Source organism: Corallococcus silvisoli, from assembly GCF_009909145.1.
GTDB classification, from domain to species: Bacteria; Myxococcota; Myxococcia; order Myxococcales; family Myxococcaceae; genus Corallococcus; species Corallococcus silvisoli.
Map to the genome: position 1 here is coordinate 181,810 of NZ_JAAAPJ010000007.1, position 14,631 is coordinate 196,440.

12 protein-coding genes are annotated in these 14,631 nt (G+C 72.0%); 6 read left to right on the plus strand and 6 right to left on the minus strand.

Annotated features, from left to right (window positions below; translation table 11 throughout):
• The first annotated feature begins 106 nt into the window (after positions 1-106).
• From zigA to GTY96_RS15110, 3 genes are all read left to right on the plus strand, one after another.
• Complete coding sequence (gene zigA, locus GTY96_RS15100) at positions 107-1,354, plus strand: zinc metallochaperone GTPase ZigA (protein ID WP_143903682.1); 1,248 nt, start codon at positions 107-109, stop codon at positions 1,352-1,354.
• 289 nt (positions 1,355-1,643) lie between these two features.
• On the plus strand, positions 1,644-2,741 hold the full coding sequence (locus tag GTY96_RS15105) for a cyclic nucleotide-binding domain-containing protein (RefSeq protein ID WP_255442380.1): 1,098 nt from the start codon (positions 1,644-1,646) through the stop codon (positions 2,739-2,741).
• Positions 2,742-2,826: 85 nt separating this feature from the next.
• The gene (locus GTY96_RS15110; protein ID WP_161665101.1) at positions 2,827-3,999 is read left to right on the plus strand and encodes a cyclic nucleotide-binding domain-containing protein; all 1,173 of its coding nucleotides are present in this window, start codon (positions 2,827-2,829) and stop codon (positions 3,997-3,999) included.
• On the opposite strand, the gene GTY96_RS15115 is transcribed toward GTY96_RS15110, so the two are convergent.
• From GTY96_RS15115 to GTY96_RS15125, 3 genes are all read right to left on the minus strand, one after another.
• Complete coding sequence (locus tag GTY96_RS15115) at positions 3,996-5,285, minus strand: YecA family protein (RefSeq protein WP_161665102.1); 1,290 nt, start codon at positions 5,283-5,285, stop codon at positions 3,996-3,998. The genes GTY96_RS15110 and GTY96_RS15115 overlap by 4 nt on opposite strands.
• Positions 5,286-5,369: 84 nt before the next feature.
• Positions 5,370-6,560 carry an OmpP1/FadL family transporter gene (locus tag GTY96_RS15120; protein ID WP_143903690.1) on the minus strand — a complete coding sequence of 397 codons (1,191 nt, stop codon included), beginning with the start codon at positions 6,558-6,560 and terminating at the stop codon, positions 5,370-5,372.
• A 31-nt stretch (positions 6,561-6,591) separates the two neighbouring features.
• Entirely contained in the window at positions 6,592-9,501 is a 2,910-nt protein-coding gene (locus tag GTY96_RS15125; RefSeq protein ID WP_161665103.1) for a hypothetical protein, read from the minus strand.
• 202 nt (positions 9,502-9,703) lie between these two features.
• Between GTY96_RS15125 and GTY96_RS15130 the strand changes: the two genes are divergently transcribed.
• From GTY96_RS15130 to GTY96_RS15140, 3 genes are all read left to right on the plus strand, one after another.
• Positions 9,704-10,240, plus strand: a complete 537-nt coding sequence (locus tag GTY96_RS15130; RefSeq protein WP_186001975.1) for a hypothetical protein — start codon at positions 9,704-9,706, stop codon at positions 10,238-10,240.
• 105 nt (positions 10,241-10,345) lie between these two features.
• A complete protein-coding gene (locus tag GTY96_RS15135) occupies positions 10,346-10,654 on the plus strand; it encodes a CBS domain-containing protein (RefSeq protein ID WP_143903694.1) in 309 nt (102 codons plus the stop codon).
• Between the two features lie 227 nt (positions 10,655-10,881).
• Positions 10,882-11,574 (plus strand): nucleotidyltransferase family protein, encoded by a 693-nt coding sequence (locus GTY96_RS15140; RefSeq protein WP_143903696.1) that lies wholly within the window; start codon positions 10,882-10,884, stop codon positions 11,572-11,574.
• Positions 11,575-11,646: 72 nt separating this feature from the next.
• Here GTY96_RS15140 and GTY96_RS15145 read toward each other — a convergent pair whose 3' ends face one another.
• The 3 genes from GTY96_RS15145 to GTY96_RS15155 all read right to left on the minus strand — a co-directional run bounded on the left by GTY96_RS15145 (position 11,647) and on the right by GTY96_RS15155 (position 14,548).
• Positions 11,647-12,498: a porin family protein gene (locus GTY96_RS15145; RefSeq protein ID WP_143903698.1), complete on the minus strand. Its 852-nt coding sequence runs from the start codon at positions 12,496-12,498 to the stop codon at positions 11,647-11,649.
• 161 nt (positions 12,499-12,659) lie between these two features.
• Positions 12,660-13,616, minus strand: a complete 957-nt coding sequence (locus GTY96_RS15150; protein WP_161665104.1) for a hypothetical protein — start codon at positions 13,614-13,616, stop codon at positions 12,660-12,662.
• A gap of 74 nt (positions 13,617-13,690) precedes the next feature.
• The gene (locus GTY96_RS15155) at positions 13,691-14,548 is read right to left on the minus strand and encodes an OmpA/MotB family protein (RefSeq protein ID WP_161665105.1); all 858 of its coding nucleotides are present in this window, start codon (positions 14,546-14,548) and stop codon (positions 13,691-13,693) included.
• Positions 14,549-14,631: the final 83 nt, after the last annotated feature.

Here is a 14,631-nt window from a genome sequence, read left to right on the forward strand (position 1 = left end):
TCCCACCTTCAGGGCGTCCGAAGGCGCCGCGACCCCATCCATGTGTACTTGATGTGTACTTGTAACTGAGTTACATCTAATCGCGAACCCATGCTGGAGCCGTACGATGCTTGAAGACAAGGACACGCGCCTGCCGGTGACGGTGCTGTCGGGATTCCTGGGGGCGGGGAAGACGACGCTGCTCAACCACGTGCTCACCAACCGCGAGGGCCTGCGGGTGGCGGTCATCGTCAACGACATGAGCGAGGTGAACATCGACGCGAAGCTGGTGCGGCAGGGGGGCGCCGCGCTGCGCCGCGTGGACGAGAAGCTGGTGGAGCTGTCCAACGGGTGCATCTGCTGCACGCTGCGCGAGGACCTCTTGAAGGAGGTGTCGAAGCTGGCGAAGGCGAAGCGCTTCGACTACCTGCTCATCGAATCCACCGGCATCTCCGAACCGCTGCCCGTCGCGGAGACCTTCACCTTCGAGGACGCGGAGGGCCAGGGCCTGTCCACGCTGGCGCGCCTGGACACGCTGGTGACGGTGGTGGATGCGTTCAACTTCCTGCGGGACTGGGAGGCGTCGGAGGGGCTGGCGGAGCGCGGGCTGGCGCTGGCGGAGGAGGAGGAGCGCACGGTGGTGGACCTGCTGGTGGAGCAGGTGGAGTTCGCGGACGTGCTGGTGCTGAACAAGACGGACCTGGTGGACGCCGACGGGCTGGGGCGGGTGGAGGCGGTGCTGCGCCGGTTGAATCCCCAGGCGCGCATCCTCCGGTCGGAGCGGGGCCGGGTGCCGCTGCGGGAGGTGCTGGACACGCGCGCGTTCGACTTCGAGCGGGCGAGCCGCGCCCCCGGCTGGCTCCAGGAGCTGCGCGGCGAACACCTGCCGGAGAGCGAGTCCTACGGCATCCGCGGCTTCGTCTTCCGCAGCCGCGTGCCGCTGCACCCGAAGCGCTTCTGGGACTTCGTGCACGGAAGCTGGAAGGGGGTGCTGCGCAGCAAGGGGTTCTTCTGGCTGGCGACGCGCATGGACATCACCGGCCTGTGGGCCCAGGCGGGCGGCGCGTGCGGCTTCGAACCCGCGGGCCTCTGGTGGGCCGCGACGCCGCGCGAGGAGTGGCCCGACGACCCGGAGGTGCGCGCGGAGGTGGAGCGCGACGTGGCGGGCGGGCCCCACGGCGACCGGCGTCAGGAGGTCGTGTTCATCACCCGCGACGCGGACCACGACGCGCTGGCGGCGGCGCTGGAGCGCTGCCTGCTCACCCCCGCGGAGCTGGCGAAGGGGCCCGCGGCGTGGGCTCGGCTGAAGGATCCGTTTCCCGAATGGCGGCGGGTGGCACCGGACGAAGACCCCCTGGAGCCGCGCGCCGGCTGAGTGGAGGCGCGTTGGGTCGCGGCCCCAGGCCCCCAACCTCCCAGGTCTCGCGCACCCATGCAGGGCAGTGGAGAAAGTGTCCAACGCTTGCCTTAAGCTCCCGTGATGGCTGGCTTTCCCTGTTTCGGGATGCTACGGAATTGAGGTCCCGGACACAGGTGAGGCCACCCTTTTGTCAGCCAGGGTGTCCGGGGGGAACGACAAGGCCGTGACTCCAGTGGATTCGAACCTGAGCGATGAGGCCGGGGGCCCCGGTTCCAGTGTCACGCGAGGGGTGTGGACGCGGGTGATGCAGGGGGCGTTCGCGGAGGCGATGCGTGCCTACGAGGCGATGGGGGCCGGGCAGCGCGAGCGGGTCCTGGAGGAGGCGCTGGCGGTCCCCGCCGACACGCGTGCCCGTCTGGTGGAGGTGCTGCGGCAGGCGCGCGACTTCGCGGGCGCGGCGCGGCTGCTGGAGGCGGATGGCGACGACCTGGGGGCGGCGCCGCTGTACGAGCAGGCGGGGGCGCCGCTGCTGGCGGCGGAGGCGTGGCTGAGGGTGGGGGAGCAGGCCCGCGCGGCGGGGGCCTTCGAGCGGGCGGGCTCGCTGGAGCAGGCGCTGGCGCTGTACCAGGCGCTGGGCGCGCGCGAGTCCTTGGCGCACCTCTTGGGCCGCATGCACCGGCCTATGGAGGCGGCGCAGGTGTTCCGGGTGCTGGGCAACGCGCACGCGGAGCTGGAGATGCTGCGCGCGGTGCCCGTGGACGACGGCCAGCGGCCGGAGGCGGTGCTGCGCATGTGCGAGCTGCTGGACGCGGAGGGCGCGACGTGGCGCGCGCTGGTGCTCCTGGCGGACGGCATCAAGCACGCGACGGGGACGGGGGCGGTGCTGCTCCAGGCGGAGCAGGCGCGGCTGCTCCAGCGGCTGGGGCTCGCGTCGCCGCCGGAGGGCGCGGCCGCGGCGGAGAAGGCGCCGCCGGTGGTGGATGGGTATGGCTATCTGAAAGCCATTCCCATCTTCGATGGTCTGTCATTGGAGGACATGCGGGACCTCTACCGGCTGGCCCGGCCGGTGCTGGTGCCGGCGGGGACGACGGTGCTGGAGAAGGGCGCGAAGGGGATGGGGCTGGTGGTGCTGCTGGAGGGCATGGTGAGCGTGTCCACGGGCCCGGGCCGGGACGCGCGCCAGCTCAACATGCTGGGGCCGGGCGCGTTCCTGGGGGAGATCTCGCTCATCCTCGACGGGCCGGTGTCCGCGCACGTGCGCGCGCACACGGTGGTGCGCGCGCTGCGGGTGACGCGGACGGACTTCCAATACTTCCTGGAGACGCACGAGGCCGCGGCCCTGCGCATCTACCGCCTCTTCACGCAGAGCCTGGCGGAGCGCGTGAGGGACTTGAGCAGCTGAAGCGCCAGCGGTGGGTGTCCACCAACACCCCGCCGCGACCGCCGAACGGATGCGTGCGCCGGGCAGCTGGGTTACAGAGGCCCGCATGGCGGACACCCCACATGCTCGGTCGCTGAAGGCCCAGGCGGCGGCCCTCGCCGCCGAGGGGAAGCTGGAGGCGGCGCTGGCGGGCTACCAGGACGCCCTGCGCGCCTCACCCGGGGACGCCGAGGGCCACCAGCGCGTGGCGGAGCTGCTGGAGTGGCTGGAGCGGACCCCGGAGGCCGCCCGCGCCTACGACGACGCCGCGCTCGCCTGGACCCAGGCGGGAGACCTGCTGCGCGCGGTGGCCGCCGCCGTGCTGTCGCGCGGACTCCGGGGCGCGCGGCCGAGGACGGTCCTCACCCTGGCGGAGCGCTTCGCCCGGCCTCCCGGCGCGCTGGCCCCCACCTTCGCGTGGCTCGCGGAGCGCCCGGACACGCACGTCCCGGTCCTGTCCGGCGTGGGGCGCGAGGCCTTCGTGGCGCTGGTGGAGGCGCTGGAGGTGCGGGCCTTCTGGCCGGGCCAGCGCGTGGTGGAGGAGGGCCAGCCGGGGGCTTCGATGTTCGCGCTGGTGGAGGGGCAGGCGGAGGTGACGCGGCGGGTGGAGGGCAACGCGCGCCAGCCCGTGGCCACGCTGGGCCCCGGGGACTTCTTCGGCGAGGTGGCGCTGGTGTCCGAGGGGCCCAGGCTGGCCAGCGTGGAGGTGCGGCAGCGCTCCGTGCTGCTGGAGTTCAAGCGCGAGGCCCTGTCCCGCGTCAGCGCGGCGTACCCGGAGGTGGACGCGGCGGTGCAGGACTTCTACCAGCGGCGGCTGGTGGAGAACCTGCTGCGCACCAGCCCGCTGTTCACCCAGCTGTCACCCACCCTGAAGCAGGCGATGTCGCGCGAGTTCGACCTGCGCGCCATCCCCGCGGGCCAGGTGCTGCTCACCCAGGGCCAGCCGGGCGACGCCTTCTACCTGCTCTTGCGCGGCCAGTGTCAGCTGTCCCTGTCGCAGCCCGCGGGCCGCACCGTGGCCCTGCCCGAGCTGCGCGAAGGCGACGTGTTCGGTGAAATCTCGCTGCTGCTCGACAAGCCCGTGTCCGCCACGGTGCGCACGAAGACGGCCTGCGTGGTGCTGCGCCTGGAGCGCGCCGCCTTCGAGCGGCACGTCGTGAGTCAGCCCGGCTTGAAGGGCCTGCTGATGCGCATGGGCACGGAGCGCCTTCAGCAGACCGCGAAGGCGCTCATCGTCTAGCCCTCCGCGTCCAGCTTCACCGGGTGCTCGCGCAGCCAGTCCTGCGCGCGGTGGATGCGCTGGGCGCCGGCCGCGCGGCCCTCCTTCTCCAGCAGCAGCCGGTACGGCTCCAACTGCTCCGGCGTCCACGCGGGCAGGGCCTTCAGGTCCGCGAGCGCCACCAGCTCCTCCGCGCTCCGCCCCCGCGCCTCCTGCCGCGCCGTGAGCAGCGCCGCCAGCACCAGCCGCGCCGGCTCCGCCTCGAAGGCGATGGCCGCGTCGGTGAGCCACTCGCGCGTGGCCTCGTCCGCCGCCGGGTCCTTGGCCCCCTCGCGCAGCCGCTCCAGCATTCCTTCCAGGAAGTCCGCGTCCACCGCGCCCTTCACCGCGCGCAGCAGCGCGGCGATGACCTCCCGCCGTCCCTGCGCGTCCTTGGGCTGGGTCTTCATCGCGCGCAGGGGCTCCCACAGCACGCAGGTGAGCCACAGCTCCTCCTCCGGGGAGAAGACGGACGGCGTGGACGGCTCGCGCAACTTCGCCTCCACCCGCTGCGCGCGCTCCTTCGCCTCGCGCGAGATGCGCTCCACCAGCGCCGGGTCCGCCTGCACGTGCTTCACCAGCGCGTCCAGCTCCCCGGCCTCCGCGCGGCGCAGGGCCTCCGAGGCCTCCGGCGTCAGCGACTCCGGCTCCATGCCCGCGATGAGCGCCTCGTACTTGCGCACCCCTTCCGCGTGCTTCTGGCTCCACTCGCGGAACTGCACGTCGAACACCACGTCCAGCACCGGGTTGTCCTCCGGCCGCACCTTGCCCGTCTTCTTCGCCGCCGTGGCCAGCAGCGCGCCCACGCACAGCGCCCGGCGCTCCTCCGGCGTGCGCCCGCTCCGGGCCGCCTGCGCGAGCAGCCCCGCGCCCAGCTTCTCCTGGAAGCTCCGCGTGCCCAGCTCCCGCACCACGCCCACCCGCAGCGTGTTCCGGGCCTCCATGGCATCCAGGCCCTCCCGCGCCGCCAGCTTCGCGAGCGCCTGGCCCACGTGGTCGCTGAAGGCTGTGTCGTCGTAGCGCAGCCCCGGCTGGGGACCGGCGCTGGAGAGCAGCGCGCCCAGGTGCTCCAGCGCCTGAGACAGGCGGGACACGTCCGCGTCGCCCAGCAGGGCCATGGCGCCCTCCAGGTCCTGCTTCAGCGGATGGGCGGGGGCGGTGGGAGGCGGCGCGGCTTTGGCGCGGTCCTCGGCGGCGTGACAGGCCTTGTACTTCTTCCCGCTGCCACAGGGGCACGGGTCGTTGCGGCCGGGCTTGGAAGGGCTCACGGGCCGGCACCGTAAGCGAAAGCGCCCGGCCCTTCCACGTGGGGAAGGAGCCGGGCGCCGGGGTGCTTCAGGATGGACTTCCGACTACTCCGGCGAGAAGCCCAGCGTCAGGCCGAACACGTGCGCCGTGCCGGCGTACGTGCCGGGCATGCCCGGGGCGCTGCTCTCCTTGTCCGCCAGCGCGACGAACTGGTAGCCCAGGTCCGCGCGGAACGGCCGGAACTGGTAGCCCAGGCCCAGCGTCGCCTTGATGCGGTTGGCGTCCGGCAGGTCCGGCGTCAGCGTGTTGTTGGGGCTGGGCGACGGGTCGTACACGAAGCCCACGCGCGCCTGGAGCGCATCCGTGACGCCGTACTCGGCGCCCAGGGAGTACTTCCACTTCGCGTGCCAGCGCTTGGGCAGCGGGTTGTCGATGGAGGAGTCCTCGAAGCGGATGGCCAGCTCCGCGAAGGAGGACCAGTCCACCCAGCTCGCGTCGAACGAGACGTTCAGCCGGTCGATGGGCTGGAACGCGAGGCCCGCCGTCACCATGGACGGCAGGACCAGGTTCGCGCTCGCGGACTGGTCCTTCAGGCGGCTCTGGAACTCCGCCGGCACGTTCTGGAAGTCCGCCTTGCCCTTGAACGCGATGTCGATGGAGCTGCGGTAGTGCAGGCCCATGCTCAGGTTGTCCAGCACCCGGGCCTGCACGCCGACGTTGAAGCCGGAGCCCCAGTCCGCGCCGCCCAGGTGGATGGCACCCTCGCTGTTGACGAAGTCCAGGCCGCGCGTCAGCTCGATGGTGGCCCGCGTGATGTCCAGACCCGCGCCGAAGCGGAAGCGCGGGTGCAGCTCATACGCGAACGTCGGGTTGATGTTGTACGTCGCCAGCGAGGACTCGAAGCCGCGGAAGCGGCCGCTGAAGCCGTCTTCCCAGCGGCTGCGCGCGCCGAAGGGCGTGTACACGCCCACGCCGAACGCCGCCCGCTCGAAGGGCTTGTACACCACGAACACGTGCGGAGGCGGAGACAGGGTCGTCTTCTGCCCTTCCTGCTCCATGCCCGGCCGCTGGAACGTGATGCTCGGCAGGATGCCCGTGTCGCCCAGCGTGATGTCCAGCTTCTTCACGCCGACGATGTTGGCCGCGTTGTAATAGATGGCGGAGGAGTCCTCCAGCCAGGCCGTGGTGGCCCCGCCAACGCCGGTGGCGCGGGCGCTCTGGGTGTCAATCTGGAAGCCCGCGGCCTGGCTCGTACCGGCCGCGAGCATCGCCACGAGGGAGAGTGTCTTTTTCATGGGTGTTTGATTCCTCTCTCAGTGGTCCGGGTTACTGCGCCACGGCGCCGGTCTGCAGGAAGCCGATGATCTGGTCCTGGGCCGCGTTGCGCACGGCCTCCGGGATGGCGGGGTTGTTGAGGAACGCGTGGCGGGCGGACGCGGGGATGGTGTCGAACTTGAACATGTACGACGCCACCGTGCGCGGCGCGTCGGCGCGGTTGGCGGACGCGATGAGCGCCAGCGTGTTCGGGTTCGGGATGACCTCGTCGCCTTCGATGTACTGGATGAACGCGCGGTGCACGGCGGGGTTCGTGCCGGCCGCCGAGTTGTTCTCCAGCAGGTACGCGTAGTTGCGCGCGTCCGCCGGGTCCAGGATGGTGTTCGCCAGGCTGATGAAGGTGTCGAAGCCCGGGGAGCCCGGGGTGACGCCCGCCGAGGCGAGCTGCGCGAGGAACGCCGTCTTCTGGGCCGCGAAGGCCGGCGCGGTCAGCAGCACGCCCGCCAGGTTGCCACCGGCCACGTTGAGCACCGAGCGGCGCACGCGCGGCGACACGGCGGTGGACATGGTGCCCATGATGCCGCCCAGGCTCTGGCCCACGTAGTCCACCTGGCTGGCGTCCAGCTTGCCCACGGCCGCGGACAGCTCCGCGCTGCTCAGGACGCGCAGGAACTGGCCGAAGTCCACCACGTGGTGACGGAAGTTGTCGCGCGTGGTGAACAGGTTGCCCAGGTTGAGGAAGTTCCAGCCGGAGATGGCCGGGACGCCCGTGCTGTTGCGGAGGAAGTCCGCGCCCTCGCACTTGTTGTCCGCCATGCAGCGGCCCTGCGACGGGGACGTGATGGTGGAGCAGAACACGTCGCCCGGCACCTGGCCGCGCACCGCGGCGCTGCAGTCCGCGCGGGACGCTTCCACGCGCGCCACGCAGCGGCCGTAGGACGCGCTCCCGGGGTTGGTCTCGCAGCGCTGCGTCTGGGGGCTGGCGCACGCGCCGTCATCGGAGCCGCCGGCCACCGACGCGGAGCCCACGCAGCTGGAGCGCTCGCCGTGGTAGACGGCGTCCATCGCGACGACCGCGTAGCCCGCGCCCGTCAGCTTGTTGGCGACGCCCAGCACCGCGGTGCGGTTGCTGGTCAGGCCGTGGCCGAACACCAGCACCGGCCAGCCCGTGGCGGGCGCCGCCGTGGCGGGCACGAACAGCATGAACGGGTAGCGCGTGGGGCGCGGCTCGGCCGGGTTCAGCGTGTCGCTGGGGCCCGTGAGCAGGAACGGCGTGTTGGCCTGCACCTCGAAGACCGCGCCGATGTTGTCGGACGGCAGGCCGGAGGCGGTCATCACCTGCTTCACCTGCGTGGTGGCGGGCACCACGTAGTTCGGCGCCGTGGGCGTCGAGTACGCCGTGGGCAGCGCGTACAGCTGCTGCAGGATGGACGTGGTGCTCTGGGTGGTGAACGACCAGCCCAGGGCGATCTTCGAGCGCGGGATGCCCGCGGCGGCCAGCCCGTCGAAGTACGGCTTGTAGGCCGCGCGCACCGGCTCCAGCGCCTGCGCGAGCGAGTCCGGGACGGAGGAGATCTGGCTCTTGCCGTTGGCGAACACCGGGTTCGCCAGACGCATCAGCGCGAACGCCGTGGCCGGGGCGACGTTGCGGCCCTGGGTGTCCTTCAGGTCCGTGGTCATCACGGCGCCGTACTGGGTGGCGCCATCGAGCGGCGCCTTCGGGACGATCTGCAGCTGCTGCGGCACGGCGACGACGCCCGCGGTGCCCACGCTGGTGCCGCAGTCACCGGTGTTGTTCACCAGGCAGGTCACCACGTCCGGCTTGGTGCCCTTGTCCAGGTTGGACAGCTTGAGGAACTTCACGCCCGTGGCCAGGGTGGACGGGTCCAGCTTGGGCGCCGGGGGATCCGCCGGCGTGCGGTACATCGTGCCGTCCAGCACGCCCTGCGCATCGCCGTTCTCCGACACGATGGCGCCCGTGGTGGAGAAGCCGTCCAGGGTGTTGAGGCCCTGGAAGAGGTCCCGCTGCAGGCCCGCTTCCGCCGGGACGGGGAAGTTCAGGTGCGCCGCCGTGGTGCCGGTGGCCGGCACGCGCAGCAGGTCGTTGGGGAAGGGGATGATGGTGGGAACCCGCGCGGTGGCCGCCAGGTTGATGGTGGCCTCCGGCTGGTTCAGCACGCTGAAGGTCCACACGAGGACGACGTCCTCGCGCTTGACGCCCTTGGCGACCAGGCCCTCGATGATGGGCGCGTAGCCGCGGCGCAGCTGCTCCAGCCGCAGGGCGCTGGCGGTCTGGTCGGCCAGGCGCTTGGCGGGGTCCGTCTGCGTGGAGGGGATGATCTCCGTGGCCGGCGCGCAGTCCGGCGCGGTCAGGTCCTCGCAGGTGACCAGCGGCTTCGCGGAGCTGGCGAAGGCCCACGTGGCCGACCCGATGACCGGGTAGCCCGCGGTGGTCTTCAGGCCGTTCTCACCGCCGATGAGCGCCACCGCGTAGCGGCCGCCCTTCGGCCACGCCGGCAGGCCCGTGTTCGGATCCACCGGGGGGATGATGTTGATGAGGTCCGTGTCCTCGTTGTACGCGATCGTCGGCGTGACCGGCTTCGCCAGCGGCGTGCCCGCGTACACGTCCATGAAGACGACCGTGTGCGCGTTCACCGTGAACGCGTCCAGGTCCTTCACCTTGGTCGACGCGATGGCGGACGTCGGGAAGCCGTTGAGCGTGTTCAGGTAGTCGCGCGTGAACTCCTGCTCCGCGGCGGACGCCTGCGGGTTGATGGGCGCCGCCACCAGCTTCGTGACCGGATTGATGGCCAGGTCGTTGGGAGAGGGGACGACAGCGGGGGTGCCCGTGGGATCGAACTCCGCGAGGCCGACGTTCGTATTCGGAGCGTCCTGCGCGATCTCCGGCGTGCAGGCAACGGCTCCCAGGGCCATGGCCCCGAGGAACAGCGATTTCTTCATGGTGGGATTCCCCTCCAGCCCAAGGTGAACTGCTGGAAACAATGCAGTGAGTAGCACGCCATCTTCCGGGCACAAAGAGAGAGGGGCTTGACGCAATGAGTCAGGTATGGGGTGGCGTCTCACGCGTGCGGGTGGACGTCTCGCTGTGTGCGTGCGGGAGGGGCGCGTGACGCCCGCGGGAACGCGGTTACGCTGCCAGCCCATGAAACGACTGATGCTGGTGTTGGCGATGACGGTGGCGATGGGCGCGAGCGCGGAGGAGGCCGGAGGCCTGACGTGGAGCGCGCCCGCGGAGTGGGCCGTCCAGCCCGCGCGGCCCATGCGCGCGGCGACGTACAAGGTGCCCGCGGCGAAGGGCGACGCGGAGGACGCGGAGCTGGCCATCTTCTACTTCGGGCAGGGCCAGGGCGGCGCGGTGGACGCGAACGTGAAGCGCTGGGTGGCGCAGTTCCAGAAGCCCGACGGCAAGCCCCTGGACGACAAGGACGCGAAGACGAAGCAGGAGAAGGTGAACGGCATGCCCGTCACCACGGTGGAGGTGAAGGGCACGTACGCGGGGGGCGGTCCGATGATGGGACCCTCCGCGCCCAAGCCGAACTTCAAGCTGCGCGGCGCCATCGTGGAGGGCCCGGAGGGCGCGGTCTTCTACAAGCTCACCGGGCCGGAGAAGACGGTCAACGGCGCGGAGAAGGGCTTCCGCAAGATGGTGGAGTCGGTGAAGCCCGTGGCGAAGCCGTAGGCCGGCAAGCGGATCCTCGGGGCTCGCGGGACGTCGGCAAGCGGATTGCTAAGGCCACGGGGCACACGGCGCCCGAACGCCGAGCACCGGAGGCCTCACGTGTCGATGTGCCGCACCCCTGAGTTCCAGAACCTCCTCACCCGCGCCATCACGCTGTTCCCGGAGGACACCGTCCTGGCGGCGCTCCAACAGATGTATCGCCACGGGGTGCAGGTGCTGCCCGTGGTGGAGGGGGATGGGGGCGACCTGCTGGGCGAGGTCACGGAGGACGAACTGCACCGCGTGGCCCGCCGCCGCCCGCTGGCGCGGCTGGCTGAAATTCTGACCGTCAAGGCGCTGGCGGCGCCGGAAGAAAACACCGTGGACACCGCGGCGCCCCCGCGGCTGGCGGCCTCGAGCGGCTGGCTGCACTGAAGGGCGGGTTGGCGCCACTGGCCTTCGGGGAGGGGAGGTCCGGTGAGCCGGCTGGCTGAACGGTGGTGGACATCCCCGCTTGCGCGAAGGGCCAACAGCCAACACCTGTGCGTGTGGCTGGCGGCTGTCTGACGACTCGTACTGGCGGGCGGGCTGCAATCCCGGAAGGAGGTCAACAGCCTGTTGGCGGTGCCCCCGGCTTTTCGTCGAGGGCAAGGAGGCGGGTCATGAAGGCAGTGGCGATCATCCTGGCGGCGGGCAAGGCCCAGTCGATGGCCCACCCCAAGGCGCTCATCGAGCATGAAGGGGGCAAGAGCTTCCTTCAGTCGCTGGCGTCCACCTTCGGGAAGGCGGGGGGCGGGGTGTTGGGCGTGGTGGGCTACAACGAGGCGGAGGTTCGCGAACAGCACCCCAGCCTGGAGTTGGTGACGAGCAAGGATTGGGAGAAGAGCCTGCTGTCGTCGGTGAAGGCGGGGCTGGAGGCGGCCCTGGCCGAGGACGCGGACGTGGTGCTGCTGCACCCGGTGGACATGCCCGCGCTGCGCGACAAGACCGTCAAGTCGATGCTCAAGGAGATGGAGCGGGGCGGCACCGACGGCGTCGTGGCCCTGCGGCCGGAGTATGAGAACGCCATGGGCTGGCCGGTGGTGCTCTCGCGCGGCGCCGCGCAGAAGCTGCTCCAGGCCGAAGGGGACGACCTGAACGTGGCGCTTCGCGCGCTCAACCCGCGCCGCATGCCCATGAAGGACCCGGGCGTCATCGTCAACATCAACACGCCGGCCATCTACCGGTCGCTCTTCTCGTCGGATCCGAAGCTGGCCCCGCCGCCCAAGCGGCGCGTCAAGCGTTCCGGCGTGTCCAATGGCTCCGGGACGGAGAGCCCGGCGGTCGCGTACGGGGCGTCGTCGGACGAGCAGTAGCCCGGCGCTCCAGCTCCCGGGTCCGCGCGGCGCGCCAGGACACCGGGAGTCTTTTCTTCAGCCTTTCAGCCTTCAGAACGTGAAGCCCAGACCCAGGTAGGGGCCGGAGAAGAGGTCCGAGTGCACGACGCCGTCCAGGCGGCCGGCGTCATTGAGGTACAGCGTGCGCCAGCCGCCGCGCAGGTTGAGGACGCCCAGGTGCATCGCGAGCCCGGCCTGCATGTCCACCTGGCGGTGCGGGAAGGGCACCACCTGGATGCGCGCCTCCACGTCGAAGGGCGACGGGCCGATGCACGCCTCCAGCGAGGCGGCGAAGCTGGGGCCCACGAAGATGGCGTCCGGGGTGTGCGCGCTGGCGAGGCCGCCCTCCAGCCGGAAGCGGCCGCGCTCGGAGGACCACGGGGAGAGCGTCAGGTGCGCGTCCAGCAGCGTCAGCCGGTCGTCGAGCCGGGAACCGTCATCCGACTCCAGCGCGATGCCGGTGACGCGCGCGTCCATGCCCCAGCGCTGGCCGTCCAGCGCCATGTAGAGGCCCAGCGCGCCGCCAGTCTCACCGAAGCTGTCGCCCTGCACGTTCAGGTGCACCAGCGGGGCGGGCCGCGGCTCACGGCCCCGGGGCGCCGTCGCGGCGCGCGCGCGCCGGTGGTAGCCGCCGCCCGGCGAGCCCAGGAAGAGGAAGTCGAACCAGCCCACCCCCACGCCCACGCTGGCGGCGCGCACGTTGGAGCGCAGCGGCGCGTCCGAGGGGCGGCCCACCGGGGTGGCGCGGTGTTCATTCCCGCCGTCGTCCTTGTCCTGGGAGTCCGAGGACTTCGAGTCGGAGGCGTTCGGCTTCGAGCGCTTGCCGAAGCGAGCCTCGGCGGGCCCCGCCCCCAGCAGGACACCGACAGAGAGCGCGACACACAGCGTCTTCCAGAACCCCACGGCGACCCCTCCTCTTCACGGGCCCACGGGATGGGCCGCGGCATCTGGACGCCTGCTCGCCCGGAATATTCAACCGCCATCACCCCGTGGGACACCAGGGGCCTCGAGGAGGGGAGGGGTGTCCGGAAGGGGGCATGTGGGCCCCCGGACAGGGGCTGGCCCTAGAAGGCGAAGCCCGCGCCGCCGTAGGGGCCCATGAAGCGGTCCACGTGCTGCACGCCATCCACGAGGCCCGCGTCGTCCAGGATGAGCCCGCGCCAGCCGCCGCGCAGCATGAGGGGGCCCAGGTGCAGCGCCACGCCCGCGCTCACGTCCAGCTGCCGGTAGGGGCCGAACGTGCCCTGCGCGCGCGCCTCCACGTCCAGCGGGCCCGCCACGCAGGCCTCGACGGAGGTGGCGAAGCTTGGGGCCGTGAGGGAGAGGTCCGGTGCGCTGGCGGTGGTGAGGCCACCCTCCAGTCGCCAGCGCAGGCGGTCCGTGGAGAGGACGGCCCAGGTGAGGTGCGCGGAGCCCAGACGGATGATGTCCGTGCCCGGCGTGCCGTCGTCGGTGGGCAGCGTCAGCTGCGTGCCCTGGACGTCGAAGCCCAGCGATTGTCCCTCGATGCCCAGGAAGAGGTCCCCGGCGGAGCCACCGCCCATGGCGCCGACGTTGAGGCCCAGGCGCACGTCGAGCAGCGGGGTGGACCGCGCGCGCTCCACCGCCATGCGCGCGCGCGCCGCCGCGGCGCGGGTGACCCACAGGTCCGCGGCCAGCTCCGAGCCCGCCGCGCGCGCCTCGCTGTAGCTCGCCTCGCTGTAGTTCGCCGCGCGCGCCTCGCTGTAGCCCGCCTCGCTGTAGCTTGCTTCGCTGTAGCCCGGCGACACGTACGACGACGACGGGACGTCGCAGCAGTCGTCATCGTTGTCCGGCGGCGGTGGCGGAGTGTACGCGGAGGCCTCGTGGGGGCGGTCGGGCTGGATGGGCGTCGCGGCGTGGACCCGCGAGCCCGTGTCGTCGTCCTTCTTGTTGTCGGAGCTGTCCGGCGACTTCTTGCCGAAGCGGGCCTCCGCGGCGGGGGCGGCCAACAGCAGGCCCACGGCGACTCCGGCGCGCAGCGCAGGGGAAAAGGAAGGCACGGGTGGCTCCAGGGCAGGGGCGGACCCTCCGGCCGACGTGCGGACCCGTGGTTCTATTCAAAACACCCGCGCCTTCAGCGGCGGGCCGTCTTCTTCCCCTTGGCCTTCGCGAGGCGTTGGGTGGGCCTCGACGGCGGTTCAGTGCGGGCCACGGCCGCGCCCTCCGGCGTCACCGGCGTGGGCGACACCCTCAGCGTGACGCGCCGGTTGCTGGCGCGGTGGGGCGGGCTGTCGTTGGGGACGAGCGGCCGGTACGCGGCGTGGCCCGTGGCGCTCAGGCGCTCCGGGGCCAGCCCTTCGCGCTCGCCCAGGTGGCGCACCACCGCCACGGCCCTCGCGGCGGACAGCTCCCACGCGGTGGAGGCGGGCGCGGTGGGGAGCACCTCGTCGGTGTGGGACTCCACCGCCACGCGGTGGTCGGCGAGGAGGCCCTGGAGCACGCCCGCGGACTGCTTCAGCCACCGGGCACCCTCGGGGGTGAGCTCCGCGCTGGCGGGCGCGAAGAGGAGCCGCTCGGACAGCTCCACGCGCAGGGCGTCATCCTCCAGGTCCAGGGACACGTCCCCATCCTTGAGCGCGTCCTTCCATGTCGCGCCCAGGGCCGCCAGCGCCGCCTCGCGCCGCGTGTGCTGGGCCTCCGCGCTCCGGGCCTGGAGCTCCGCCGCGGCGCCGCCCCACTCCTGGGCCTGCTGCTGGCGCTCCAGCGCGCGCAGCCTGCGCTCCATGGCCTGCCGCAGCGTCTGCAGTTGCGCGACGTGGGCCTCGGACTCGGAGGCTTCGCGCTCCAGCTGCGCGCTCCGGGCCTCCAGCGCCTGGAGCGAGCGCGAGCCCAGCCACGCGCCCGTGGAGGCCAGTGCCACCGCGACGGCGAGCAGCCCCCAGGGCAGCCACCGCCAGCGTCTCCGCGCTGCTTCGGTCCGCGCGTCGTCCATGGCCCGCGAGGCTAGCGGTGCCCCGGGGGTGGGCGGCAAGGTGGGCGCCGTGCGACACCCCCGGAGGGCCCGCCGCGTGGCCC